Raw genomic sequence first — 23,067 nt, 5'->3', positions numbered from 1 at the left:
GACGACACGGCGAGCCCAATGGGGCGCCGTTTCAGCGGCATCGGCGAGGATCGCGAGGGCCATCCCTTCGGCGACGCCGCCGAGGGGTTCGAGGCCGCCGCGTTCGAGGCGGGGCTGCGCGGGCTCGCCTCCCACCCGGGCTTCTCGTTTCCGGAAGAGGACGTCCCCGACGACTTCGATCGCTCGGCGGTCCTCCTGGCCTTCTGGCGGGAGAGAGACGACATCGCCGTCCTGCTGACCAAGCGTGCCGCGAGCCTCCGTGGGCACCCGGGCATGATGGCCTTCCCCGGCGGACGCCTCGAAGACGGTGAGACCTGGGTGGAGGGCGCACTCCGCGAGACCGAGGAGGAGGTCGGGATCGCGCCCGACGCGATCGAGGTCCTGGGGCGACTGGACGATGCCTGGAGCGGCTCGCGACACCGTCTGGTCCCGATCGTGGGTTGGCTACACGAGCGGCCGGCGGTCGTGCCGAACCCGGACGAAGTCGCCTCGGTCCACCAACCGCGCCTCACGACGCTCCTGCGTGCGGAGTCCTGGTCGCGGACCGCGATTCCCCTCGGCGACTACGTCCACTACGACCCGACGATCCGCTGGGAAGACGACCACGTCTACGGCCTCTCCGCGGACCTCTTCGTCGAGGCCGCGCTCCGCGCCCTCGACCTGCCCGCTGCGAACGGTGCGGACCGATTGCGGAGCCTGCGCGCGTGGCTCGCCACGCTGCCCGAAGCTTCACGTTAGGCGGTGCCGAAACGACGAAGGCGCCGCGGAGTACCGCAGCGCCTTCGAGAGAACTCTGGATCGGCGGGATGTGCCCTGTGAACTAGCCTTCGATCGGGATCGACAGGTCGAGCCGCGTCTCGCCCGGGGCGGCCTTGACCAGCTCGCTCGCGAGCGCCTCGTTCACGATCGCCTTGACGTTCGAGCGACAGCCGCCGCAACGCATCCCCGCACCGGTCTCTCGCGCGACCTCGCGTGCGGAGGAGCAGCCGTTCTTCACGGCGCGCTTGATCTGGCGATCGCTGATTCCTCGGCAATGACAAACGAGCATGGGGACGGCCTTGTGGGGGGAGCGAGTTGGTTGGCGAGTCGAGATTTTATGTCCGGGAAAATGAAAATCAATGTCGTTTTCACCATCGGCCGAAAAAACCCCCGCCTCGACCCCGGCGATCGGCAATCCACCCGCAATTTCCGAAAGACCTGCGATTCCAGGGGGTTGCCTCCGTCGAAATTTGGGCGCCCTGCTGGGAAAACCGCTCCCAGCGCGCCCACCGGCCCCCGCCGCGGGCCCCGGGCGATAGAATCGACCGTCCCTAGGAGAACCGATGACCCCTGAAGACCTCGTCGAGATCGAGCGGATCAAGCAGCTCAAGGCCCGCTACTTCCAGCTGATGGACCAGAAGCGATGGGACGAATGGGCCGACGTCTTCTGCGATGACGTGGTCATCGACACGACCGAGGAAGGCTCGCCGCTGATCCACGGACGCGACGCCTTCAAGGCCTACCTCCCGCCGATCCTCGAGAACGTGAAGACGTGCCATCACGGACACACGCCCGTGATCACTCGGACCGGACCCGACGAAGCCGAGGGCACCTGGGCGATGGAGGACATGCTCTGGTGGCCCGCCGGCTCCCCCATGGAGCATCTCTGGGGCCTCGGGTGGTACGAGGAGAAGTATCGTCGCGACCCCGACGGAGAATGGCGCATCGCGCACCTGAAGCTCCGCCGTATCCGTGTCCAGGTCGACGGCAAGGAAGTCGGCCTCGGCGATCGCCCCGCCAGCGGCGACCGCGCGAACGACCCGGCCTAGCATTCCACCGACCCCGTCCCACCGAACTCATCCCACCGAATCAAGGAGAAGATCGCATGCCCAGCCTGGAAGAACTCGTCGCCCCCGGAAAGGCCGCGATCCTCACGATGGAGATGCAGCGTGGCGTGATCGGTGATCTCGCCACGATCCGCCCCCTCGCCGATCTCGTCGCGAGCCAGGGGATCCCGGAGCGGACCGGAGGACTGCTCGAGGCCGCGCGGCGCCGCGACGTCCCGGTCATCCATTGCCGCGCGGGCTTCCGCCGCGACCGGCGAGGGTCGTATCCGAACGTGCCCATGGTGAACGCCATGCTGAAGGATCCCGACTACCTGGTCATGGGAGAGCCGGCGACCGACGTCCTCCCGGAGCTCGGCCCCGCGGAGACGGATCTCGACTCGGCGCGCCTCCACGGCATGTCGCCCTTCATCGGCACGGAACTCGACCCGACGCTTCGTTCCATGGGGATCACGACGGTGATCGCCACGGGGGTCTCGCTGAACGTGGGTATCCTCGGCATGACCATCGAGGCCATCAACCACGGCTACCATGTCGTCCTCGTGACCGATTGCGTGACCGGCTACCCGCCGGAGTACGGCGAGCAGGTCCTGCAGCACAGCCTGGGCCGGATCACGACCCAGACCACCGCCGAGGAACTCCAGAAGCTCTGGGGTTGAGCGGCGCGTTCCCTCGCCTCGCGCTCTCGCGCAATGGAGCCCCACGATGGCCGACGACTTCCCCCCGATCGACTTCCAGGTGAATCGCGACGACTTCCGTGAGACACGCTTCGTCCCGGGGGCGCCGATCGACGATCTCGCAGAGGGGCAGGTCCTCTTCCGCATCGACCGCTTCGCGCTCACCTCGAACAACATCTCCTACGCCGCCGCCGGGGACATGCTGAACTACTGGGGCTTCTTCCCCGGCGAAGACCGCTGGGGACGCATCCCGGCGATGGGCTTCGGAATCGTCGCGGCGTCCCGCAATCCGGACATCCCGGAAGGCGGTCAGTGTTTCGGCTTCTTCCCCATGTCGCGTCACCTGGTGATCGACGCCGAGAAGAACGGCTCGGGCATGGTCGACACCGCCGCCCACCGCGCGGAGCACGCCCCGGTCTACCGCTCCTACTCCTGGACCGACGGCGATCCCCTCTACAAGGAATCCCGTGCCGACGAGCTGATCCTGCTGCGCGGCCTCTTCATGACGTCGTTCCTCTGCGAGGACCTGATCGCCGACGAGGACTTCTTCGGCGGCCAGGCCTCGATCGTGACGAGCGCCTCGAGCAAGACGTCCATCGCGCTCGGTCATCTGCTCTCGAAGCGCGGCCGCGGCCCCGTCATCGGCCTGACGTCCCCGCGCAACGAGATCTTCGTCGAGAAGCTCGGTTGCTACGACGAGGTCGTGCTCTACGACGAGCTCGATCGCCTCCCCGAGATCGTCGGCGACAAGGGCGCGGTCATGGTCGACATGGCGGGCAACGGCGAAGTCGTCGCCGGCGTCCACGACCGACTGGCCGACGAGCTCAAGTATTCGTGCACCGTCGGCGCGACCCACTGGGAGGCCGGCGGTCGCCCCAAGACGATGAAGGGGCCGCAGCCGGAGTTCTTCTTCGCGCCCGCACGAATCGTGAAGCGCACGCAGGACTGGGGGCCGGGCGGTCTGCAGGAGCGCCTCGGCGGCGCGTGGCACGCCTTCGCGGACTGGAGCGAGACCTGGATGAACATCAAGCGCCAGTCGGGCGAGGAAGCGCTCCAGCGCGTCTACCTCGAAATCCTGAACGGCGACCTCGACCCGAGCGACGGCCACGTGCTGTCGCTCGGGTAGGAGCCACCATGATCAAAGCCAAGGGCGTCCACCACATCGCGTTCTCGACCGCCGACATGAAGGGCCAGATCGAGTTCTTCTCGGATGTGCTCGGGATGCCGCTCGTCGCGATCTTCCCGATGCACGGGGTGCCCGGCGGCATTCACGCCTTCCTCGAAGGCTCCCCCGAGTGCCTGATCTCCTTCGTCCAGCTCCCCGCGATCGCGGACATCGAGATCGAGTACGGCAAGACCCACGCCGGCAGCGGCAGCCTCCCGTCGGCGCCCGGAACGCTCCAGCACCTCGCGCTCGTCGTCGACGGCGACGAGGAGCTGCTCGCGATGCGCGACCGGATCCGGAGCCGCGGCATCAACGTACTCGGCCCGATCGACCATGGGATGTGTCGCTCGATGTACTTCGCCGGACCCGAGGCGCTCAGCCTCGAGATCGCGACCTCCGACGAAGCGATCGACCCGAAGCACTGGCTCGATCCCGAAGCCGCCGCCGAGGTCGGGATCTCCCCCGAGATGATGGAGCAGATGGCGAAGCCCGCGACCTTCGAGCGGCCCGCCGAGCCGATCGCGCAGCCTCCCTACGACCCAGCGAAGCCGCACATGCTCTATCCGAAAGCCGTCTACGAGCAGATGCTGAAGATGACGGACCAGCAGGTCTGGGACGCGACGAGCTTCACGGAGCCGCCCGTCAAATGAACATCGTCCGCGAGCCCTACGGCATCCTCCACGTCGACCCGAGCCCGATCAAGGACGTCTACGGAGGCGACTCCGGCGCGGTCTTCGTCGAGTGCATGCGACTGCGGCCCGAGGGCGTCGACTCGAAGACGGTGATCGTCTTCTCCCATCCGATTGGCGGCGGCGCATTCCTCCCGCTCGTGAACGCGCTGGCCCATGCCGGGATCCACGTCGTCTATTGCAACCCCCGCTATCGCGGGAACGACACGGCGCTGATCATGGAGAAGTGCGTGCTCGACCTCGGCGCGTGCATCCGCGATCTCAAGGAGAAGAAGGGCTACGAGACGATCCTGATGGGCGGCTGGTCCGGTGGCGGCTCGCTCTCGTCGTTCTATCAGGACCAGGCCGAGAACCCGACGATCCGCGAGACACCGGCCGGCGATCCCGCCGATCTCGTCGCGGCGAAGCTCATCCCCGCGGACGGCGTGATTTACCTCGCGGCCCACCTGTCCCGTTCACACACGCTGACCGAATGGATCGACCCTTCGATCACCGACGAGGCGAACCCCTTCGACCGGGATCCCGAGCTCAACCTCTACGACCCCGCGAACCCGAATCAGCCGCCCTACGCCGCCGACTTCCTGACGGGCTACGCGGACGCCCAGCTCGCGCGAAACCGGCGGATCACGGCCTGGGTGAAGGAGACGCTCGCAGAGCTCTCGGCCGATCCCTCGAAGCCGCCGGAGCGCGCGTTCTGCGTCCACGGGACGATGGCGGCGCCCTGCTTCCTCGACCCGGCGGTCGATCCCTCCGACCGCGAGCCCGGCACGTGCTACCTGGGCGATCCGAAGACCGTCAACGACGGTCCGGTCGGCCTCGCTCGCTTCACGACGCTCCGCTCCTGGCTGTCCCAGTGGAGCTTCGACGAGTCCCGCGCCGACGGGATCGGCAACGCGAGCCGGATCAGCTGCCCCGTTCTCGCGATCAACAACACCGCGGATCTGGCCTGCACCCCGAGCCACGCCCAACGCCTCTTCGACGCCGTGTCCCACGACGACAAGGAGCTCCACCAGGTGAAGGGCGCCGACCACTACTACATGCAGAAGCCCGAGCTGATCCCGGAGGCGGTCGGCCTCGTTCAGGACTGGATGTCGCGGAAGGGATTCTGATCCGCCGCCCGCGGAGACTCGCGGCTGCGGACTTCCCGGCGAGCGCCCGCAGCCGGCGGACACCCCGGCGAGCGCCCGGAGCCGGCGGACTAGGCGATCAGCGAGTGCTCGTCGAAGGGCGCCTCGCCCTTGCCGATCTTGTCCGCCCGGGTGCGCAGCGTCTCTCCCGCGCCTTCGACGCCGATCATCGCGACGAACTTGCCGGCCTTGAGGTCGACGAGGAGCGCCTTCGCGAGATCGTCGAGATCCTGGAACTGGATCTCCATCCCGGTCTCCCTGGCGTGCGTCATGAACGCGCCCATCAGGTCCTCGGGCTGGCCCGACGGCTTCTCGCGGGCGAACTCGTCCGGGCGATTCCGCGCGCAGGTCCAGATCCCCGTGTCGAGCACGCCGCCGGCGGGATAGAAGATCGTCGCCTGGAGCTGGGGATGCTGGGTGCTGAACTGCGCGGCGAGGCACTCCGTGATGATCGAGACGCTCGCCTTGCTCGAGGCGTAGACCGACTGACCGGCCATCGGCGCGATCCCGCCGTCGCCGCTCGACGTGTTGATCACGTGTCCCGGCTCGCCGCCTTCGATCATGCGAGGCACGAAGCTCTGGATGCCGTGGACGACGCCCATCACGTTCACGCCGAGGACCCATTTCCAGTCGTTGACCGTCGTCTCCCAGACGTTGACCGAGGGCGCACCGACGCCCGCGTTGTTGAAGAGGAGATGGACCACGCCGTGGCGGGCGTAGACCTGCTCCGCGAGGGATTCGACGTCCTCCGGATCGGACACGTCGGTCCGGACCGCGCTCACCTCGCCGATCGGCGAGAGCTCCTCGAGCGTCGCGTCGAGCGCGCCCTGCTCCACGTCCGAGATCACGACCTTCGCCCCCTCGCCGAGGAGCTGCTTCGCGATCGCCTTGCCGATGTCTCCCGCGCCGCCGGTGACGACGGCGACCTTGCCTGCGTAGTCCTGCATCACTTCGCCTCCTGCCGTTCGCCGATCGCGCTGAAGGCGATCGCCGTCGCGGCATCCAGATCCAGGGCGTCGGACATCTCCATCGTCTCCGAGCCCGCATTCAACCGATCGAGCGCTGCCTGAAGCGAATCCGCCTCGATCTCGTAGATGGCGAGGTACCGGCCCGGCGCCGTGTCTCCGACGTCCCCGATCTGCGTGTCGGCGAGCGCGAAGCGCTGGGCGGCGACGAATCCCTCCGTCGCGAGGATGTCGGGCAGATGGACCTCGTCGTACCAGCGATTGAATTCGGCTTCCTTGCCGTCGGTCGGCTTCGTGAACACGATCAGTCGGTGGGTCGACATCTTGTGATTCCTTTCTGGGGTGTCGAAGGCGCGCTTCGAAGTAGGGGGCCGGCGTCCGGCTTGCGCTGCCACGCGTGCGGGCTGTCCCGGCGAAAGATCCGGACCGGCAGCTCGTCGGCAGGCCCGAGGAGGGACGAATCGAAGGACCTGCGCGCCACCTGCGGGCGATCGACCGGATCGCTCACGCGTGCGAGCGACCCGATCCCGGGCATTCGCTCCAGCAGCGTGCGTAGCTCCCCCCGATCGCCTTCGCGCTCTTCGACCGAGAGTCGCATTTCCGTTCTCCTCGGAACCGGGCTTGAGGCACGCGACGCGCGGACCCGACCTCCGAGTCTAGTCCGGTGAAAGTGGAAATCACCTCAGTGTTCGGCCGTGGTGGCCGCCACTTTCTCCTGAGCCAGGAAGCCCCCTGAAGGTGCGAAGGCCGAGGGCTGCACCCACGCTGCACATCCGGCAGATCAAATTCGAGAGGGGTTGGAAGAACACCTCAAGCAATCCATGGAGCGCCCGATAAGGCTTGCCAAAGGAGCCCCCCGAATGCGATCCATGTCACGATTCCTACTCGGCGCAGCCTTGGCGCTCAGCTTCTCCAGCGTCGCCCTCGCCGAGACCGCCGCGACCGAGTCCGGCGAATTCACGCTCACCGCCCAGCTTCGACTCGACCAGCAGTTCGAGCTCTCGCTCGCCGACCCGGCGGAAGGCGTACTCCGAAGCCTCGACGGACCGTCCTCGATGAGCTGCTCGCACGTCGTCAACGCGAGCGAGTACGAGATCTGCGTCGTCACGACCGAAGGCACGCCCCGCGCGGCGATGCCCGCTGCGATCGCGGCCAACTGAACGCGGGCTCAGGGCTCCCCTCCGCCCATCGGACCCACCCCTCGCATGGTGGCCCTCCGTGAGCTGAGGCATCCTGCGGCGCTCGTCCCTGCCATCCGGCCGGGATCGGGCGCCGTTCTCGTTGGGCGACCCGCTTCCGCGTCGAAGGAGCCCGACCGTGGCCTTCGTTCCCGTCGCCCGCCTGAGTGAGATCCCGACCGACCGCGGCCTCCGCGTCGTCGTCGAAGGAATCGGGATCGGGCTCTACCGCGTCGGCGACGAAGTCTACGCGATGGAGGACGCCTGCCCCCACCAGGGCTTCCCCCTCCACGACGGCAACCTGGAGGGCTGCGTGATCATCTGCCGCGCCCACGGCTGGCCCTTCGACGTCCGAACCGGCTTCGACCCCGACGACGCCGACGGCTTCCCGATCCCCACCTTCGCCGTCGAAGTCGAAGCCGACGAAGTCCGCCTCGACCTCACCCAGCAGCGGAACGACCCCCGCCGCCTCCGCAAGCAGCGTTAGGCGGAAACCGAGCTCGTCAGCGCCCGAAGAAGGTCGGGATGACCATATCGGCCGGGATCTGATCCTCGATCTCGTGGTGGAGCTTCTCGAGCAGGCTCCAGTGGAGACCCGGGCGCTTGTGGTGCGCCGTGTGGTAGCCGAGGTTGCAGGTCAGGTAGTTGTAGACGCGGCTCGTTCGGTTGACCGAGGCGTCATGGTGATCCGTCGCGTGGTAGCCGGCGTGGTGCTCGTAGGTCGCCCAGCTCGTGTGGCAGAGCGCGACGAAGGCCGGGAGCAGGAAGACGAGGAACGCGTTCACGGGGTTGATCCAGAGCAGCGCTCCGAGGATCGACCAGACCGGGATCTTCATCAGCAGGTAGTTGCGCCACTGCTTCGGGTGCTTCTGACCGACGCGATAGATGTCGATCTGGTGCATCGCGACCAGCTTGATCGTGTACTCGACGCGGTTCATCGTCGAGCCGTCCCGGCGGGTCCAGCGGGACTCGTCGATCGGTCCGTCGCTGGGGTGCTGGTTCAGGTAGTTCTTGTGGTGTCCCAGGTTGTGGTGGAGCACCCAACCGAAGGGGGACAGGCCGGTCTGGAGCGAGAGCGCGACCTCGTAGATGCGGTTCAGGATCGGCGAGTGGAACGAGTTGAAGTGCTGGTGGTGGTGGTTCAGCGGCGCGATGAAGAAGCTCGCGATCGAGAAGGGAACGACGAGCGCCACCGCCAGCCAGGTCGGCGCCACGAAGAAGGCGACGAAGTGGAGCGAGAGCAGGGCCAGAGTGACCGCGACGGGCCGGCGGTCCGCCGTGTAGCGCAGGTACTTGCCCTTGGCGGCCGGTTTCGCCGCCGCCCGCCCGCGGGTCGCCGGCTTCGGCGTGTCTTCCGTCGTCACCGGCGTTCCGGGCTCGATCGCTGCTGCCATCGTGGTCGTCCGTCCTCGTCGCGATCCCGACCGTCCCGCTCGCGCTTCCGGGAGGAGCGCAGCACCGTCGTCGGGCTCGCGTGCGTGATTGGGGGGCGCTCGAACCGACCTGTGTATCGGCCGGTCGGCGTCCGATCGGGAGTGTTCGACCCGCCTGGACGCCGAATTCGAGTCCTGCCTGTTTAGCCGACACCCCTTCCAGGGAAAACGACGGAGACGGCGGCTTGCGTAAAAGGGGTGTAAAACCTGACGCCGGCTCCGTTCCGCCGATTGCACGGTCGAAGTGCTAGAAAGCCGTCGTGTCGAACCGTCCTTCTCTCGTAGCGATCGTGAACATCACCGAGGACTCCTTCTCGGACGGCGGCCGTTACCTCGAGGCGGACGCTGCGATCGCCCACGCGCGCGCCCTCGCCGACGACGGCGCCGACTGGATCGAGCTCGGACCGGCCTCCAGCAACCCGGACGCGGGCCTCGTGCCTCCCCTGGAACAGATCCGCCGACTCGAGCCCGTCGTCGCCGCGCTGGCGTCCGGTCCGCTCCCGCTCTCGGTCGATGCGACTCGGCCGGAGGTGCTCGACTGGGCCCTCGACCGAGGCGTCGGAATGGTCAACGACGTGCGCGGCTTCCCGGACGAGGCGACCCGGGAGCGGGTGGGGGCGAGCGCCGCCCTCGTCGTCGTCGTCCATTCCCTGCTGGGGGAAGAGCGCGCGACGCGGAAAGCCGCGACCCCGGAGCAGGTCCTCGATTCGATCGATCGCTTCTTCGATCGGCGTCTGGAGGAGCTGGTCCGCGCGGGCGTCGACGAGGCGCGACTGATCGTCGATCCCGGGATGGGCTTCTTCCTGGGGAGCGACCCGCGCTCGTCGGTCGCCGTCCTCCAGGCGATCCCGCGGCTGCGCGCGCGCTTCGGAAGGCCCGTCTTCATCTCGGTCTCGCGCAAGTCGTTCCTGCGCGCGATCACGGGACGCGACGTCGACTCGGTCGGCGCGGCGACCCTCGCCGCGGAGCTCCATGCGGCGCGCGCCGGTGCGGACTATCTCCGGACCCACGACGTGGGCGCGCTGCGCGATGCGCTCACGGTCGAGGCGGCGCTCGACGCGAAGGACTAGCGGCTGCGGACCCGCGCCCGTTCGCTGCACACCGCCCGGGTCGCGAAGACGAAGCCCACCAGCGCGAGCGCGTGCAGCCAGCTCCCGGCCTGCGGGGCCAGGCAGCCGATGATCTCGACGCTCTCGAGTCCGGTGGGCACGGGTCGCTCCTTTGCCGCCGAGCGGCTTTCCAGACTCTAGGACATCGCCCGGGCGGCAGGGGTTCGGGCCGCGAGGCGTCCCCTCGGATCAGTGGCTGGTCCAGGCGAAGACGTGCATGACGTGCGCAGCGAGAACGCGAACCTCGACCCACGGCGCGTCCTCGCGCCGCGCGCGCTCCGTCCAGAGCGAGGCGTCCTTCGCACCAACCATCGCCGAGACGTGGGTGTCGACGGCCTGGAGCGCGAGGAGCTGCTCCTCGCTCGGCAGGGTCTCGAAGCCTTCGACGAAGGCGGTGTAGGCCTCGTCGAACTCGAAGACGAGGTTCTCCGTGAAGCCGGGGCGAGCCGGACGGCGCTTCGCCTCCTCGGCACTCGGAGGCTCCGCGGCGAGGCCCGCGATCGCGCGCTGCAGCCGGGCTTCTCGGCCGGTCGGCGTGCCGCCCACGACCTCGAGCTTCGTCACGCCGCGTTCCGGGTGCCGTCGACGGACCAGATGCCGGCGCCTTCGGCGGCGATGAACAGGAAGAGGAAGCAGTAGAGCATGGAGAGCTCACCGCCGTTCATGAGCGGAAGGACGGCATTCGTCCCGTGGCCCAGCCAGTAGGCGAAGGCCATCAATCCACTGCACAGGAAAGCCGCGGGCCGGACGAGGAAACCGGCGATCAGGAGCAGTCCGCCGAGCAGCTCGATGGGGCCGGCCACGTAGATGATGAAGGCCGGCGCGCCTTCGGGCGCACCCCCGGGCCAGCCGAAGAGCTTCTGGCTGCCGTGCCAGAGGAAGAGGAAGCCGGTGACGATCCGGAGGATCGCGTAGAGCTGGGGACGGAAGGGGTTCAGGAAGTCCAATGACGATGCCTCCGACGGTGTGTGTGCCGAGAGCTTAACACTCGGGCTTCCGCCCGGTCGCCGGACGGGGAAACCCCGGAGCCGCGACGTGCGCATCCGGTCCAGTCGAAATGGTGTGCCGCCCCGGGTGTCGAGACAGCAGCCCGACCTATTCTATGGGCTTCGGATCCGGCAGGATCCGGTCGCGGGGTCTGCCCTCCCTGGCCGAACGCGACGGTGAGAGCGGCGATGGCGACTTCGAAGCCTGTGACCGGCTGGTGGATCCAGATCGGTGCCGATCCCAGCGCGATTTCCGTCCTCGAGGCAGTTCGCGCCCGCGGTCTCGACATACTCGTGTACGACCGGGACCCCGACGCGCCGGCGGCCCGATTCGCGACGCGGCTGATGACGCGATCGGCAAGCGCGAGCGAGGCGATCCGAGCCGACCTCCGCGCCCTCGCCCGGAGCGAGAGCATCGTCGGTTGCGGAACGAGCCTGCAGTCGGCCGAAGCGCTCCGGACCGTCGCCAGGATCCGCGACGCACACGGGCTCTCCGGCCCGGGCATCCAGCAGACCGAGCTCCTGCTGATGCGCTCCGCCTGGAAGAAGAGTCTCGTCGACGCGGGCATCGCGACACCGACCGTCGCGATCCTCGATTCGCCGCAGGAGCTCGACCGCTTCCTCGGCGTCCACCCCTCCGCGCTCCTCAAGCCCGCCACCGGAAGCCGCGGGCCCGCCGGCGTCGCCCGTGTGCGCATCGGCGATCCCCGCAACCGCGAGCTCTTCGACGAAGCCCGGCTCGTCTCCGACTCCGACCTGGTCCGCGCGGAAGCCTTCGTTGCCGGCGAAGCACATTCGGTCGACGGCTTCGTCCACGCGGGTCGCTTCCGGCTCCTCCACCTGGGTCGCGCGTTCTCCGTTCGGAACCTGCGCGGCACGCTCCCGACCGGAACCGCCTGGGGCTCGCCCGGTCGGGGTCGACGGGCGGACGAGGATCCGCGCTGGGCCGTCAGCGAGGCGCTGGGCCAGCGCGTCGCCGAATCGCTCGGTCTCGACGCGAGCTTCCTCCATCTCGAAGTGCTCGATGACGGGGAAGTCGACCACGTGATCGACGTCCGACCCCACCCGGGCCGCGCGATCGAGCGCGCCCTCGCCTTCACGGGGATCGACACGGGCGGGATCACGCTCGACCTCACCCTCGACGAAACCCCTACGCTCGAGCTCGAGCCCGGCGCGGTCACTCGGGGCTTCGCTCAGCGCTTCTTCTATGCCGCCACCCAGGGACGGCTCGAACCGCCGAGCCCGACGACGTACGCGGACGGGACGCGAGGCGACGGCGAGCGCGGAGCGGGCTGGCGCGCGGTGCCCCTCGCCGGGGACGGGACGCGCCTCGAGTGGGACCGGAAGATCGGCGACCGGGTCGAGCGACCGCGTTCCGCCGAGGATCGGATCGCCCGCGCCATCGTCGAGGCCGACGACCGGAACGCGGCCTGGATGCGGGCCAACGAGCTCGATCCGGAGGCCGTCTTCCGCGTGGTCGAGGAGCGACCGGAGCCGGTGACGACGACTCCGCCGCCTCTCTGGCCGATGATGCCGGATCCGGGGCCGACTCCCGACGGCTGAGAGAGGCTCAGGAAAGCTTCGTGATCTCCTCGAGACCTTCGACGCTCGCGTAGGGGTTGGTCGGGTTGCGGTCCGCCGCGATGTCCTCGTAGCGGACCTTCAGTCCCTGCTTCGTGATGTCGTGGGTGAAGATCCAGAACTTGTCCTGCTTCATCGCCTCGACGATGTCCCCCGCGACCTGCGCCGGCGTGATCCCCATCTCGGTGATCGCTTCGCGGAGCGGCGCCATCGTCGCCGTCTGTGCCGCGGTCATCTCGGCGCCGTCGTCCCGGTTGCGCTCGGAGTGGAAGATCCCGGTGTTCACGAGATTCGGACAGAGACAGTGGACGGAGACGCCGGTCCCCTCGAGCTCGCGATAGAGGGACTCCGAGAGTCCGACGACCGCGTGCTTGGTCGCCGTGTACATGCCGAGCACGGCGCTCGAGACGTGACCCGCTTCGCTCGCCGTGTTGATGATGTGCCCCTCGCCGGCTTCCTTCATGATCGGACCGAAGGTCGTCACGCCGTAGGCCACGCCGAGGACGTTCACGTCGACGATCCACTTCCAGTCCTCGGGTGTCGTCTCGAGCATCGGTCCACCCGGCGCGACCCCCGCGTTGTTGAAGACCACGTGGACCGCGCCGTAGTGTTCGAGGGTCCGGTCCGCCAGATCCTGCACCGACTGCGGATCGCGCACGTCGCAGATCACGCCGAGGACGTCGCCACCGGCCTCTGAGAGACGGGCGACCTCGCGATCGAGGCTTCCCTTCTCGACATCGGCCATCACGACCTTCATCCCCTCTTCGACGAAGCGCTCGGTCACACCGAGCCCGATCCCGCTCGCCGCGCCGGTCACGACCGCGACCTTGCCCTGGAAATCCTGCATCGTTCTCTCCTTCGTCTCCGGCGCTCGCCTGCGCGGGGTCGACCAGTCTAGCCAGGGAACCCGGATCGCGGGCCCGGCGATCGGGCCCGGCGCACCCCGTTCGAGGGGCTAGACTGGCCGCATGTCCATCCTCGACCGCTTTCGAATCGACGACAAAGTTGCCCTCGTGACCGGCGCCGGTCGCGGCATCGGCCGCGCCACCGCCCTCGCCCTCGCCGAGAACGGCGCCGACGTGGCCCTCGCCGCCCGGAGCGAAGACCAGCTCGAAGCGGTCGCCGAGGAAGTCCGCAAGCTCGGCCGGAAGGCGCTGGTCGTCCCGACCAACGCCGCGAAGACCGAGAACCTCGAAGCCTTCGCCCTGAGAGCGGTGGACGAGTTCGGTCGGATCGACATCGTGATCAACAACGTGGGCGGTTCGATGCCGAAGGACTTCATGTCGACTTCGGAGAAGGATTTCGAAGGCGCGTTCCACTTCAACGTGACGACCGCGTTCGCGCTGACGAAGGCGGCGGTCCCGCACATGCAGGAGCGCGGCGGATCGATCGTGAACATCTCGTCGTCGATCGGCCAGATGACCGGCAAGGGCTTCACCGCCTACGGCACGGCGAAGGGCGCGATGACCCACTTCACGAAGCTCCTCGCCGAGGATCTCGCGCCGAAGATCCGGGTGAACGCGATCGCCGTAGGCTCGACGGCGACCTCGGCGCTCGAGACCGTGCTGACCAACGACGCGGTCCACAACGCGATGGTCGAAGCGACGCCCCTCAAGCGACTCGGCGAGCCCGAGGACATGGCGCTCGGCGCGCTCTACCTGGCGTCCCCGGCGAGCGCCTTCGTGACCGGCTCCGTCCTGTCGATCCACGGCGGCATCACGAGCGCGAACCTCGACCTCGGGATGGCAGGGCTCTAGCGGCTCGGAAGAGATCGCTACCGAAGCGGCGGCAACTTCGCGTCCTGCTGCTCCCGGAGCACCGGGTGCAGAAGTGACTCCTCCCGCGCGAGCCGGCGATGGAAGAACCGCATGAACTCGGCGTCCCGCTCGGGCCCGGACTCGAGGACGAGCGCCTCGAGGTCGGCGTCCGCCTCCTGCCAGGTCGACGGTCGACGGCCGAGCAGCTCGGCCGCGTCGTCGAGGTCGTCGGACTCGAGGGCCGCGCCGTAGCGATCCGAGCGGTCGAGATAGACCGCACTGCGTTGCATCCGGTCCCGCTCGTAGGCGGCCTCCCCGTCGTCGCCGGCCGCCTCCGGATCGAGGAGGTCGATCAGCTGCCCGATCGCGGCGCTCCTCCGTGACGGCCGCTCGTCGGGGAGGGACGGCGGGTCGAGCTCGGTCCCGGTCATGTCCGCCATCACTTCGAGCCCGCAGCGCCCGTAGCAGACGTACCACCCGAGATACTGGACGTAGTTGGCGCTCGGAACCGGATTCGTGACCTGGTGGGCGACCGACAACGGATTGAGGAGGGCGAAGCGGACCGTGTGGAAGTCGACGACGCGCAGGTCGACTTCGCGTCCGCTGAGCTCGCCGTAGCGGCGCATCACGTCGCCGAGCGGCGTCACGAAGGGCTCCGTCAGGTCGCGGGTCCGGAAGCCGGCGAGGTCCGCGGCGTAGTCGCCGATGTAGCCCAGCTCGAAGTCGAGCAGCCCCGTGAGCCCCGCGTCGTCGAACATGAACTGACCCGAGTCGCAAACGAGGAACGACAGCGCGTCGCGATCCCTCGGCACGTTTCGTTTGCACCAGGCGAGCTGGAACTCGATCATCGGATCCGGGGCCGTCTTCCCCGCGCGATAGCTCCGCTCGAAGCCCAGCGTCTCCCCCATGCAGCTCGTCTCGCCGTCCGCCGGCCGGCGATATCCGATCGCCTCGAACTCCTCGATCGGAATCGCGTGGATCTTCGCGAGGGCGCCGAGGTATTCATCGAGGACCTTCGCGCGATGGACCTCGTCGTTGGCGCGGTCGAGACTGATGCGACCCGGGATCTTCTCGAGCAGCAAGCCCGGCGGGTCCTCGCAGACGCCGTAGGAATGCGGCACGGGAACTCCGTGGCGCTCGAACACGTCGATGACGGCGCCTTCCCGGACGAGGGGCTTCGTGCTCGTATGGAACTCGCCGCGCGCGCCGCGCCAATAGAGGGGAAGGATCTCGCCGTCCTTCTCGAGCTCGAAGAAGCAGGCGGGGCGCCATCGCGGCTGGGATTCCCACGCGACGACCCGGCCTCCGAGTCGTTTCTCGGCCCAGGCGAAAGCGCGCTCCCAAGCCTCCGGCAGGGCCCTGCGTCGTTCTTCGTCGAGTTCCACTCTCATCGTGCGCCTCCGCCTGGAAAGGAAGGTCGGTCGTACGAAGACGTCCAGCTTCGTCGCCGACACAGGCAGGCGTTCGGCAGCGAAGCGCAATCGATGCGCAGCTCCGCGTCGCCCACACGCAGCAAGCGTAGTCGGCCGAAGCACTCGGGGCGATCGGACACGGAAGACGAGTGGAGGGCTCAAGGCAACAGGTCGGAATTCCGACGCGATGAGGAACGGTCGGCCAGCCAGCCCTGCATTCCGCAGCGTCCGTCGATCGCAAAGCCCCCTCCGGACTCGCACCGGAGCTCGCACGGAGACACTCCATGGGTACCGCCGTCTGGATCGAGAAAGCGCATTTCCGCATGAGCGCCGCCGGTGAGCGCGCCGGCATCGCGGCCGTCAAGGCCGCCTTCCCCAACGAGCAGGCCTTCCTCTCGCGGGGCATCAACGAACGCCCCGCGGCCTACCGCGACTTCTCCGCGGCCACGACCTTCGCCGGCATGGTCCGTGCCCTGACCGGCCTCGGCGAGCACCTCGTCGTCCAGGAGATGCCGGAAGGCGGCGTCTCCGGCTGCGGCCGCGAGGGCATGATGGACGAGCTGCCCGCTCGCGCGATCGCCCGCTTCTTCGACCCGCTCGCGCCCTACGTCGAGCCGGGCAGCTACCTCGAGTTCGAGTCCGACCACGGCGGGATGTGGACCCGCTTCGAGTTCAACGACGGCAAGCTGCGCGTCGTCGAGCGCGAGCTGGGCGCCGACGAGATGGGCGACTGGGGCGTGATCGAGCACGACCGGACGGAGCTGCTGCTCGACCCGCTGCTCTAGCGGGCACTCCCGGAGAACGAAGACGCCGGCGGTCGCTAAAGCGACTCGCCGGCGTCTTCGTTTCCGGTCTCCGACGTCGAGGCCTGGCCTAGTGGGCAGACGCGCCGTTGCCCGCCGCCGCGTGGTCCTCGACGTGGGCAAAGGTCTCCGCTGAGCTCGCCTCCCAGGCCCGCGCGAAGCTGGCCGGAAGGTCGTCCTGGAGGAGTGCGCCCGGCTCCAGGAACTCCATGATCTCGCCGTAGTGGTGGGACTCGGTCTCCGAGATGCGCCGCATGATGTGCCAGGGGCGAAGCTCGTCGGGATCGGAGATCCCCGCCGCACCCATCAGATGGACCGCGGCTTCGATCGTCTCCTCGTGGTAACGCGCGACGCGCTTGTACTTCTCCTTGACGACGAGCCCCTTGGTCAGGGACTTCTTCGTCGTCGCGATTCCGACCGGGCACTCGTTGCTGTTGCACTTGCGCGCCTGGATGCAGCCCATCGACATCATCATGGCGCGTGCCGAATAACAGAGGTCGGCGCCGAGAGCGAGGAGCCGGACGATCCCGAAGCCGCTGGCGACCTTGCCGGTGGCGATGATCTTCACCTGGTCCCGCAGCCCGATCCCGACGAGCGCGTTGTGCACGAAGGTGAGTCCTTCGACCAGGGGACAGCCGAGGCGGTTCGAGAACTCGAAGGGCGCGGCGCCCGTACCGCCTTCACCGCCGTCGACGGTGATGAAATCGGGCACCATCCCGGTCTCGAGCATCGCGCGACAGACGGCCAGGAACTCCCGCCGCTTCCCCACACAGATCTTGAACCCGACGGGCTTGCCGCCGGAGAGCTCCCGCAAACGGGTCACGAAGGCCAGCATCTCCTTCGGCGTGGAGAACGCCGAATGACCGGGCGGGGAGATCACGTCCTTGTCCATGCCTACGCCGCGGATCTCGGCGACCTCCGGCGTGATCTTCGCCGCCGGAAGGATGCCGCCGTGGCCGGGCTTGGCGCCCTGGGAGACCTTGATCTCGATCATCTTGACTTCGTCGCGCTGGGCGTTCACAACGAATTTGTCCGAGTCGAAGCCTCCGTCCTCGTTCCTACAACCAAAATAGCCGGTCCCGATCTGCCAGATCAGATCGCCGCCCTGGAGATGGTGGGGGCTGATGGAGCCCTCGCCCGTATTGTGCGCGAAGCCGCCTTCGAGGGCGCCCCGGTTCAGCGATTGGATCGCGTTGGCGGAGAGCGAGCCGAAGCTCATGGCCGAGATGTTGAAGATCGAGGCGGAGTAGGGCTTGTCGCAGCGGCCCTGCCCGATCACGACCCGCGGTTCGATCTCCTTCGGGTGGACCGGCACCATCGAGTGGTTGATCCACTCGTAGCCGGGCTCGTAGACGTCGAGCTGCGTACCGAAGGGCAGCGTGTCGAGGGCGCCCTTCGAACGCTGATAGATGATCGAGCGTTCTTCGCGGTTGAAGGGTTTCCCCTCGTGGTCGTTCTCGACGAAGTACTGCTGGATCTCGGGTCGGATGCCCTCGAACAGGTATCGAGCGTGACCGATCACGGGGAAGTTGCGTCGGATCGCCCGCTTCGTCTGGACCATGTCCACCACGCCCAGCGTCACGATCGGTGCGACCAGGGCGAAGCCGTACCAGGCGGAGGGCCAGAAGTAGCCCAGGCTGGCGATGCCACCGATCGAGATCGCGGCGGTCGACACGAAGATCGTCCGCGCCGACACGTCGCCGGAGGAGATGCCCCAGAGCGAGAGGACCGAGAGCGGCCCGACGATCAGAAAGGCGAAGAAGGCCGGCGGCCACTGCAGGCCCAGCAAGGCGAGCGCGGCCAACACGCTCACGTTCAACGTAATCAGGATTGCGCCCATACCGAGAAATGACCTCCGGGTTCGACGACTCATCGGCTGATCTGCCGACCAACCGATAGCGAACCCTTGAAGATCCAGCGTTCCCCGGACCCCGGGCTGGATCCTTACCCCGTTTCAGGCACGAAACGGCCGGTCAGCAGATCGACACGGAGCCTTCAGCGCAAGCCGCGCCCCCAGAAGGGGCACAGCGAGAGGCGCACAGCGCCGACGCGGCGAAGCCGCGCGAAACCGAGCCTTCAGCGCAAGCCGCGCCCCCAGAAGGGGCGCGGCGAGAGGCGCACAGCGCCGACGCGGCGAAGCCGCGCGCCTCAGAAGACCTTCGCCTGGTCCTCGAGGAACGAAACGATGCCGTCGACCGCGTCGCCGCCGCTGGCGCTCATGTCGCCGAAGCCGCGCATCACGACCAGCCGGTCGACGCCGAGATCCTCGTACCGCTTCGCCGTGTCGGCATCGACGGGCCCCGGCGGCGTGATGCTGATCTCGAGACGCCCGAGGCCCTCGCGGCGCTCCGTCGACTTCGCCGCGTCCTCGAGTCTCTTGAGCGCCGCCGCGGTGGCGTCGAGATCCTGGAAGAAGCCGTACCAGCCGTCGCCCTGGGCGACCGCGCGCCGGAGCGCCGGCGGGGACATGCCACCGACGTGGATCGGCGGGTGCGGATCCTGGACGGGGCGCGGATTCGACTGGATGCCCGAGAACTGCGTGAACTGCCCGTCGAAGGAGGGCTTCTCCGAGGTCCAGAGCTCCCGGATCACCTCGATGTGTTCGGTCATGCGCGCGCCGCGCTCCTCGTAGGGAATCCCGAGGGTCTCGAACTCGCGCGGGACGTAGCCGACGCCCACGCCGAACAGGAGTCGCCCCTTCGAGAGCACGTCGATCCCGGCGAGCTCTTTCGCGAGCACGACGGGATTGCGCTGGGGCAGGAGGATGATGCCCGAGCCGAGCTTGATCCGTTCGGTCTTCGCGGCAGCGAAGGCGAGACTCGCGACCGTGTCGACGAAGTTCGTCTCCGGCGGGACCGGTGACGGCGGCTCGTGGGGATCGACGAGGACCACGTGCTCGCCGGTCCAGATCGATTCGTATCCGAGCTGCTCGGCGGTCACGACCACGCGCTCGATCGCGTCGGGCTCGTGGAGCGCCCCGTGATTGAATCCGAAATACCCAAAGTCCATCGTGTTTCTCCGTTCGTGCTCGGCCGTACTAGGCGCCCATCAGGACGTCGGCGATCTCCTTGAGGTGCTCGGGATCCCGCGCGTGCAGGAGCATCGTCCTCACGCGGCTCTCCTTCCACGCCTGGAGGCGATCCCGGATCCGCTCGACGGGCCCGATCAGCATGACCTCGTCGATGAACCCGTTGGGCACGGCGGCGATCGCCTCGGCACGACGGCCCTCGAGGAAGTTGTTCTGGATCGCCTCCGCTTCGTCCGGGTAGCCCATGCGCGCCATGAGCTCCTTGTGGAAGTTGCGATCCTTCGCGCCCATGCCGCCGACGTAGAAGCCGATTCCGGGACGAGCGGCGTCGTAGGCCGCCTCGAGGTCGTCGGTCACGTTGACCGAGACGCCCTGCACGACGTCGAAGTCGTCGGGCGCGCCCTCGAGCGAGTCGGCGTAGACCTCCTCGCGATAGGGCGAGTACCAGAGCGGCATCCACCCGTCGCAGACCTCCGCCGCCAGCGCGACGTTCTTCGGCCCCTCGGCGCCCAGGTAGATCGGCATGTCCGCGCGGAGCGGATGCGTGATCGGCTTGAGCGGCTTCCCCAGTCCCCAGGAGCCCTCTCCCGTGTAGGGGAGCGGGTAGTGCGGGCCGGAGTTGGACACCGGCGCCTCGCGCCGCATCACCTGCCGGATGATGTCGATGTACTCGCGGGTCCGCGAGATCGGCTTGGAGAAGGGCTGCCCGTACCATCCTTCGACGACCTGCGGACCGGACACGCCGAGCCCGAGGATCATGCGCCCCTTCGACAGATGATCGAGGGTGAGCGCGTGCATCGCCGTCGACGCGGGCGTGCGGGCCGAAATCTGGCAGATGCCCGTCGCGAGATGGAGCTTCGTCGTGTGCGCGGCGAGCCAGACGAGGGGCGAGAACGCATCCGAGCCCCAGGCCTCCGCGCTCCAGGCAGAATGGAAGCCGAGCTCCTCGGCGGCCTGTCCGATCTCCACGAAGTTGGGATGGGGCTGGGCTTGCCAGTATCCGAACTGCACGCCGTATCGAAGAGAGTTGCTCGCGCTCACGTGGAGACTCCTGTCCAGGGTTGCCGCGTCCGGCGAGGGGAACTCATCCGAGGCCGACGCGAAACGTCGAGCATAGCCTCGCGAGATCGCCGCAGGGAACCGGCATTCCGCCGGCAGGAGGACGGCCACTCGGCCTCAACCCGAGGCCGTCCTCGTTCGATAAGGGATGGAATGGCGATCTTCACGGGCATCTCGGGACTCCTCTCCGTTCTCGTCGGCTGGGGCGTGACCGCGCGACTCTTCGCGCTCGCGCGACGCACGCGGGCCGTGCCGGAACGACTCCTGGCCGTCACCTTCGGCGGGCTCTTCTGCGTGGGCTACCCGCTCACCGGAGCGAGCCGCGTGCCGGCGATGGTCATGACGACCGAAGGCGCGCTGCTCTTCGCGATGGGCTCGATCGGGATCGTCGTCGGAATCGCCGCCCTCGCCCGCTTTCCCTACGTCGTCTTCCGCGCGGGCAAGCGCTGGGCCGCCGCGCTCTCCGTCGCCATCGGCTTGATGGGCGCGATCGGCGGGATCGGCGCCGCGCTCGTCGTGGCGTTCGCGCCGACACGGGAAGCGATGATCGCAGAGATCCAGCCGTGGACGCTCGCCCTGATGGCTTCCGTCGGCGCTTCCTTCTTCTGGAACGGGCTCGAGTCGGTCGGCTACTACGGCAAGATGAAGAAGCGTGCGGCGCTCGGCCTGGCGAACCCCGAGACGACCCATCGATTCCTGCTCTGGGCGATGGCCAGCTTCGCCAGCGTCGCGCTCATCGCCGCGATCATGACGATCCGGGTGACCGGCCTCCCGATCCTCGCCCCCCTCGGCGCGAGCCTGATCTCCTGCTCGAGCCTCCTGAACACCGGGTGCTGGTGGCTCGCCTTCTTCATGCCGGACGCGTACCGGCGTCGTGTCCTCGGGATCGAGCCCGAAGCGAACGCCGCTGAAGGCGAGGCGTAGACGCGTCCTCGCACGATCGCGGGGCGCCGAGGCTGCTAGCCTCGCGGCATGGACCCGCGACTCGAAGCGCTTCTCGACAAGCAGGCGATCGAAGAAGTCGTCCTCCGCTACTGCCGGGGGATCGATCGCCGCGACTTCGAGCTCGTCCGCGGCTGCTACCACGACGACGCGCGCGACCACCACGGCAGCTTCGACGGGACCGTCGACGAGTTCATCACGTGGGTCGACGGACTGACGGCGAAGTACCGCTGGACGATGCACCTGGTCGGCAACGTCCTCGTCGATCTCGGAGAGGGCGACGTGGCGGCCTGTGAGACCTACGGCGTGTCGCTCCATCGAAGCGACGACCCACGCCCCTTCATGAGCGTCGCGACCGGCTTTCGCTACGTCGACCGCTTCGAGCGCAGGGCGGACACCTGGCGGATCGCCGACAGGACGGCCATCGGCGAGTGGACGATCCCGATTCCGCAGAACGCGTGGTGGGAGATCCCGGAGGACCACCTCTCGGGTCGACGCGACGGCAGCGACGTGATCCAACGGCTGCTCGCGACGATCGCCGCGCCGCGCCAGGGAAACATCCGCGCGAACGGCCCGGATTCAGTCGGAGGCGAGTGAGCCGGATTCAGGCCGAGGCGCCGCCGCTCCGCTGGAGCTGCTCGCGCTGGACCGCGAGGGAGATGCGCTGCAGGACCTGGAGGAACTCGCCGGTATGGGGGTCCTCTTCGATCGCGCGCATCCCGTAGCGGATCCGGCCGCCGCCGAAGTCCCGCACGCTCTGGATCGAGGCGATCCCGTGACATTGTTCCTCGCCGTGGGCGATCGAGACCTCCACGGTCTGACCCAGCTCGTACTCGTTCGTGGCGAGAACGGCGAAGCCCGTCGAGGAGAGATCCTGAACCGACAGGTTCTCCTCGTCTCCGACGTTCGCTTCGAGATTCGCGCTGATCGTGCTCACGCGATAGTGCTGGCGGTTCTCGGCGGAGATCGGGTCCCCGACCGCCTCGAGCGCGAACGTGATCGACTCGTCCGACCCCTCCTCGGGAAGCGAGACCTCGGTCACGCGCGCGATCTGCTGCATGAACTCGCGCTTCCCGTTGAAGTACATGAGGACCTCCTGGTCCACTTCGAAGGCGAAGGGCTCTGCGACGAACTGGATCGAGAACTCGTCGGCGGAGGCGTCGACGACGACGGATCGGCGCAAGCGCCGCGTGTCGCAGGTCGGCTCCTGGAAGAGAACGTCGTTGCCGGTCTTGATCATGCTGGGCTCCTGGAGAGAACGAAGACGGGTCGTTCGCCGGGGTCGAAACGAAGGTTCGGGGCGTTGGATCAATTTGCCTATCGTCCGCGTATG

Annotated in this window: 27 protein-coding genes; 14 read left to right on the top strand and 13 right to left on the bottom strand. The window is 68.0% G+C overall.

What is annotated here, in order from left to right; genetic code table 11:
• Window positions 1–18: 18 nt before the first annotated feature.
• Complete coding sequence (locus NXI30_17655; protein ID MCR9096053.1) at window positions 19–738, top strand: CoA pyrophosphatase; 720 nt, start codon at window positions 19–21, stop codon at window positions 736–738.
• Window positions 739–820: 82 nt separating this feature from the next.
• Here NXI30_17655 and NXI30_17650 read toward each other — a convergent pair whose 3' ends face one another.
• Window positions 821–1,174 (bottom strand): (2Fe-2S)-binding protein, encoded by a 354-nt coding sequence (locus NXI30_17650; protein MCR9096052.1) that lies wholly within the window; start codon window positions 1,172–1,174, stop codon window positions 821–823.
• Window positions 1,175–1,322: 148 nt separating this feature from the next.
• On the opposite strand from NXI30_17650, the gene NXI30_17645 reads away from it, so the two are divergent.
• The 5 genes from NXI30_17645 to NXI30_17625 are packed head-to-tail and all read left to right on the top strand — an operon-like array spanning window position 1,323 to window position 5,463.
• Window positions 1,323–1,808 carry a nuclear transport factor 2 family protein gene (locus NXI30_17645; GenBank protein ID MCR9096051.1) on the top strand — a complete coding sequence of 162 codons (486 nt, stop codon included), beginning with the start codon at window positions 1,323–1,325 and terminating at the stop codon, window positions 1,806–1,808.
• A gap of 56 nt (window positions 1,809–1,864) precedes the next feature.
• On the top strand, window positions 1,865–2,482 hold the full coding sequence (locus NXI30_17640; protein ID MCR9096050.1) for a cysteine hydrolase family protein: 618 nt from the start codon (window positions 1,865–1,867) through the stop codon (window positions 2,480–2,482).
• A gap of 46 nt (window positions 2,483–2,528) precedes the next feature.
• The gene (locus NXI30_17635; protein ID MCR9096049.1) at window positions 2,529–3,626 is read left to right on the top strand and encodes a DUF2855 family protein; all 1,098 of its coding nucleotides are present in this window, start codon (window positions 2,529–2,531) and stop codon (window positions 3,624–3,626) included.
• Between the two features lie 8 nt (window positions 3,627–3,634).
• Window positions 3,635–4,315 carry a VOC family protein gene (locus NXI30_17630; GenBank protein ID MCR9096048.1) on the top strand — a complete coding sequence of 227 codons (681 nt, stop codon included), beginning with the start codon at window positions 3,635–3,637 and terminating at the stop codon, window positions 4,313–4,315.
• Window positions 4,312–5,463, top strand: a complete 1,152-nt coding sequence (locus NXI30_17625) for an alpha/beta hydrolase (protein ID MCR9096047.1) — start codon at window positions 4,312–4,314, stop codon at window positions 5,461–5,463. The genes NXI30_17630 and NXI30_17625 overlap by 4 nt, the downstream gene beginning before the upstream one ends.
• Before the next feature lie 89 nt (window positions 5,464–5,552).
• On the opposite strand, the gene NXI30_17620 is transcribed toward NXI30_17625, so the two are convergent.
• The gene (locus tag NXI30_17620) at window positions 5,553–6,428 is read right to left on the bottom strand and encodes an SDR family NAD(P)-dependent oxidoreductase (protein MCR9096046.1); all 876 of its coding nucleotides are present in this window, start codon (window positions 6,426–6,428) and stop codon (window positions 5,553–5,555) included.
• Complete coding sequence (locus NXI30_17615; protein ID MCR9096045.1) at window positions 6,428–6,769, bottom strand: hypothetical protein; 342 nt, start codon at window positions 6,767–6,769, stop codon at window positions 6,428–6,430. Before NXI30_17615 ends, NXI30_17620 begins: the two co-directional genes overlap by 1 nt.
• 546 nt (window positions 6,770–7,315) lie before the next feature.
• Between NXI30_17615 and NXI30_17610 the strand changes: the two genes are divergently transcribed.
• Window positions 7,316–7,606 carry a hypothetical protein gene (locus NXI30_17610; GenBank protein ID MCR9096044.1) on the top strand — a complete coding sequence of 97 codons (291 nt, stop codon included), beginning with the start codon at window positions 7,316–7,318 and terminating at the stop codon, window positions 7,604–7,606.
• A gap of 157 nt (window positions 7,607–7,763) precedes the next feature.
• Window positions 7,764–8,111: a Rieske 2Fe-2S domain-containing protein gene (locus NXI30_17605; protein MCR9096043.1), complete on the top strand. Its 348-nt coding sequence runs from the start codon at window positions 7,764–7,766 to the stop codon at window positions 8,109–8,111.
• Between the two features lie 16 nt (window positions 8,112–8,127).
• On the opposite strand, the gene NXI30_17600 is transcribed toward NXI30_17605, so the two are convergent.
• Window positions 8,128–9,018 (bottom strand): fatty acid desaturase, encoded by an 891-nt coding sequence (locus NXI30_17600; GenBank protein MCR9096042.1) that lies wholly within the window; start codon window positions 9,016–9,018, stop codon window positions 8,128–8,130.
• Between the two features lie 299 nt (window positions 9,019–9,317).
• On the opposite strand from NXI30_17600, the gene folP reads away from it, so the two are divergent.
• Window positions 9,318–10,127 carry a dihydropteroate synthase gene (folP, locus tag NXI30_17595; protein MCR9096041.1) on the top strand — a complete coding sequence of 270 codons (810 nt, stop codon included), beginning with the start codon at window positions 9,318–9,320 and terminating at the stop codon, window positions 10,125–10,127.
• Here the strand turns inward: folP and NXI30_17590 are convergent.
• The 3 genes from NXI30_17590 to NXI30_17580 all read right to left on the bottom strand — a co-directional run bounded on the left by NXI30_17590 (window position 10,124) and on the right by NXI30_17580 (window position 11,113).
• Window positions 10,124–10,267 (bottom strand): hypothetical protein, encoded by a 144-nt coding sequence (locus NXI30_17590; GenBank protein ID MCR9096040.1) that lies wholly within the window; start codon window positions 10,265–10,267, stop codon window positions 10,124–10,126. The genes folP and NXI30_17590 overlap by 4 nt on opposite strands.
• An 88-nt stretch (window positions 10,268–10,355) precedes the next feature.
• Window positions 10,356–10,730, bottom strand: a complete 375-nt coding sequence (locus tag NXI30_17585; protein MCR9096039.1) for a hypothetical protein — start codon at window positions 10,728–10,730, stop codon at window positions 10,356–10,358.
• The gene (locus NXI30_17580) at window positions 10,727–11,113 is read right to left on the bottom strand and encodes a DoxX family protein (GenBank protein MCR9096038.1); all 387 of its coding nucleotides are present in this window, start codon (window positions 11,111–11,113) and stop codon (window positions 10,727–10,729) included. Before NXI30_17580 ends, NXI30_17585 begins: the two co-directional genes overlap by 4 nt.
• Window positions 11,114–11,341: 228 nt before the next feature.
• On the opposite strand from NXI30_17580, the gene NXI30_17575 reads away from it, so the two are divergent.
• Window positions 11,342–12,715, top strand: coding sequence for a hypothetical protein (locus NXI30_17575; protein ID MCR9096037.1), 1,374 nt, complete (start codon window positions 11,342–11,344; stop codon window positions 12,713–12,715).
• A gap of 7 nt (window positions 12,716–12,722) precedes the next feature.
• Here the strand turns inward: NXI30_17575 and NXI30_17570 are convergent, their stop codons facing one another.
• Window positions 12,723–13,580, bottom strand: coding sequence for an SDR family NAD(P)-dependent oxidoreductase (locus NXI30_17570; protein ID MCR9096036.1), 858 nt, complete (start codon window positions 13,578–13,580; stop codon window positions 12,723–12,725).
• Window positions 13,581–13,701: 121 nt separating this feature from the next.
• On the opposite strand from NXI30_17570, the gene NXI30_17565 reads away from it, so the two are divergent.
• Window positions 13,702–14,490, top strand: a complete 789-nt coding sequence (locus tag NXI30_17565; GenBank protein ID MCR9096035.1) for an SDR family oxidoreductase — start codon at window positions 13,702–13,704, stop codon at window positions 14,488–14,490.
• A gap of 17 nt (window positions 14,491–14,507) precedes the next feature.
• Here the strand turns inward: NXI30_17565 and NXI30_17560 are convergent, their stop codons facing one another.
• A complete protein-coding gene (locus tag NXI30_17560; protein MCR9096034.1) occupies window positions 14,508–15,881 on the bottom strand; it encodes a phosphotransferase in 1,374 nt (457 codons plus the stop codon).
• 305 nt (window positions 15,882–16,186) lie between these two features.
• On the opposite strand from NXI30_17560, the gene NXI30_17555 reads away from it, so the two are divergent.
• The gene (locus NXI30_17555; GenBank protein ID MCR9096033.1) at window positions 16,187–16,687 is read left to right on the top strand and encodes a hypothetical protein; all 501 of its coding nucleotides are present in this window, start codon (window positions 16,187–16,189) and stop codon (window positions 16,685–16,687) included.
• Window positions 16,688–16,775: 88 nt separating this feature from the next.
• Here NXI30_17555 and NXI30_17550 read toward each other — a convergent pair whose 3' ends face one another.
• The 3 genes from NXI30_17550 to NXI30_17540 form a co-directional block, all read right to left on the bottom strand.
• Complete coding sequence (locus NXI30_17550) at window positions 16,776–18,545, bottom strand: FMN-binding glutamate synthase family protein (GenBank protein MCR9096032.1); 1,770 nt, start codon at window positions 18,543–18,545, stop codon at window positions 16,776–16,778.
• Window positions 18,546–18,853: 308 nt separating this feature from the next.
• A complete protein-coding gene (locus tag NXI30_17545) occupies window positions 18,854–19,714 on the bottom strand; it encodes an LLM class F420-dependent oxidoreductase (GenBank protein ID MCR9096031.1) in 861 nt (286 codons plus the stop codon).
• 28 nt (window positions 19,715–19,742) lie between these two features.
• Window positions 19,743–20,774, bottom strand: a complete 1,032-nt coding sequence (locus tag NXI30_17540) for an LLM class F420-dependent oxidoreductase (protein ID MCR9096030.1) — start codon at window positions 20,772–20,774, stop codon at window positions 19,743–19,745.
• A 171-nt stretch (window positions 20,775–20,945) separates the two neighbouring features.
• Between NXI30_17540 and NXI30_17535 the strand changes: the two genes are divergently transcribed.
• Window positions 20,946–21,716 (top strand): hypothetical protein, encoded by a 771-nt coding sequence (locus NXI30_17535; GenBank protein ID MCR9096029.1) that lies wholly within the window; start codon window positions 20,946–20,948, stop codon window positions 21,714–21,716.
• Between the two features lie 48 nt (window positions 21,717–21,764).
• Complete coding sequence (locus NXI30_17530) at window positions 21,765–22,331, top strand: nuclear transport factor 2 family protein (protein MCR9096028.1); 567 nt, start codon at window positions 21,765–21,767, stop codon at window positions 22,329–22,331.
• A 7-nt stretch (window positions 22,332–22,338) separates the two neighbouring features.
• On the opposite strand, the gene NXI30_17525 is transcribed toward NXI30_17530, so the two are convergent.
• The gene (locus tag NXI30_17525) at window positions 22,339–22,974 is read right to left on the bottom strand and encodes a hypothetical protein (GenBank protein MCR9096027.1); all 636 of its coding nucleotides are present in this window, start codon (window positions 22,972–22,974) and stop codon (window positions 22,339–22,341) included.
• Window positions 22,975–23,067: the final 93 nt, after the last annotated feature.

The organism is bacterium (assembly GCA_024742285.1).
Taxonomy (GTDB): domain Bacteria; phylum Myxococcota_A; class UBA9160; order UBA9160; family UBA4427; genus UBA4427.
The sequence above is the reverse complement of the archived record's forward strand: the minus strand, read 5'-3'. Positions and strand labels throughout refer to the sequence as shown.

Coding starts and splice junctions, on each gene's coding strand:
- NXI30_17640 (MCR9096050.1), top strand. CDS start 1,865: ATGCCCAGCCTGGAAGAACTCGTCGCCCCCGGAAAGGCCGCGATCCTC.
- NXI30_17565 (MCR9096035.1), top strand. CDS start 13,702: ATGTCCATCCTCGACCGCTTTCGAATCGACGACAAAGTTGCCCTCGTG.
- NXI30_17630 (MCR9096048.1), top strand. CDS start 3,635: ATGATCAAAGCCAAGGGCGTCCACCACATCGCGTTCTCGACCGCCGAC.
- NXI30_17525 (MCR9096027.1), bottom strand. CDS start 22,974: ATGATCAAGACCGGCAACGACGTTCTCTTCCAGGAGCCGACCTGCGAC.
- NXI30_17535 (MCR9096029.1), top strand. CDS start 20,946: ATGGCGATCTTCACGGGCATCTCGGGACTCCTCTCCGTTCTCGTCGGC.
- NXI30_17545 (MCR9096031.1), bottom strand. CDS start 19,714: ATGGACTTTGGGTATTTCGGATTCAATCACGGGGCGCTCCACGAGCCC.
- NXI30_17620 (MCR9096046.1), bottom strand. CDS start 6,428: ATGCAGGACTACGCAGGCAAGGTCGCCGTCGTCACCGGCGGCGCGGGA.
- NXI30_17555 (MCR9096033.1), top strand. CDS start 16,187: ATGGGTACCGCCGTCTGGATCGAGAAAGCGCATTTCCGCATGAGCGCC.
- NXI30_17625 (MCR9096047.1), top strand. CDS start 4,312: ATGAACATCGTCCGCGAGCCCTACGGCATCCTCCACGTCGACCCGAGC.
- NXI30_17600 (MCR9096042.1), bottom strand. CDS start 9,018: ATGGCAGCAGCGATCGAGCCCGGAACGCCGGTGACGACGGAAGACACG.
- NXI30_17560 (MCR9096034.1), bottom strand. CDS start 15,881: ATGAGAGTGGAACTCGACGAAGAACGACGCAGGGCCCTGCCGGAGGCT.
- NXI30_17530 (MCR9096028.1), top strand. CDS start 21,765: ATGGACCCGCGACTCGAAGCGCTTCTCGACAAGCAGGCGATCGAAGAA.
- NXI30_17610 (MCR9096044.1), top strand. CDS start 7,316: ATGTCACGATTCCTACTCGGCGCAGCCTTGGCGCTCAGCTTCTCCAGC.
- NXI30_17635 (MCR9096049.1), top strand. CDS start 2,529: ATGGCCGACGACTTCCCCCCGATCGACTTCCAGGTGAATCGCGACGAC.
- NXI30_17550 (MCR9096032.1), bottom strand. CDS start 18,545: ATGGGCGCAATCCTGATTACGTTGAACGTGAGCGTGTTGGCCGCGCTC.
- NXI30_17570 (MCR9096036.1), bottom strand. CDS start 13,580: ATGCAGGATTTCCAGGGCAAGGTCGCGGTCGTGACCGGCGCGGCGAGC.
- NXI30_17575 (MCR9096037.1), top strand. CDS start 11,342: ATGGCGACTTCGAAGCCTGTGACCGGCTGGTGGATCCAGATCGGTGCC.
- NXI30_17655 (MCR9096053.1), top strand. CDS start 19: ATGGGGCGCCGTTTCAGCGGCATCGGCGAGGATCGCGAGGGCCATCCC.
- NXI30_17645 (MCR9096051.1), top strand. CDS start 1,323: ATGACCCCTGAAGACCTCGTCGAGATCGAGCGGATCAAGCAGCTCAAG.
- NXI30_17615 (MCR9096045.1), bottom strand. CDS start 6,769: ATGTCGACCCACCGACTGATCGTGTTCACGAAGCCGACCGACGGCAAG.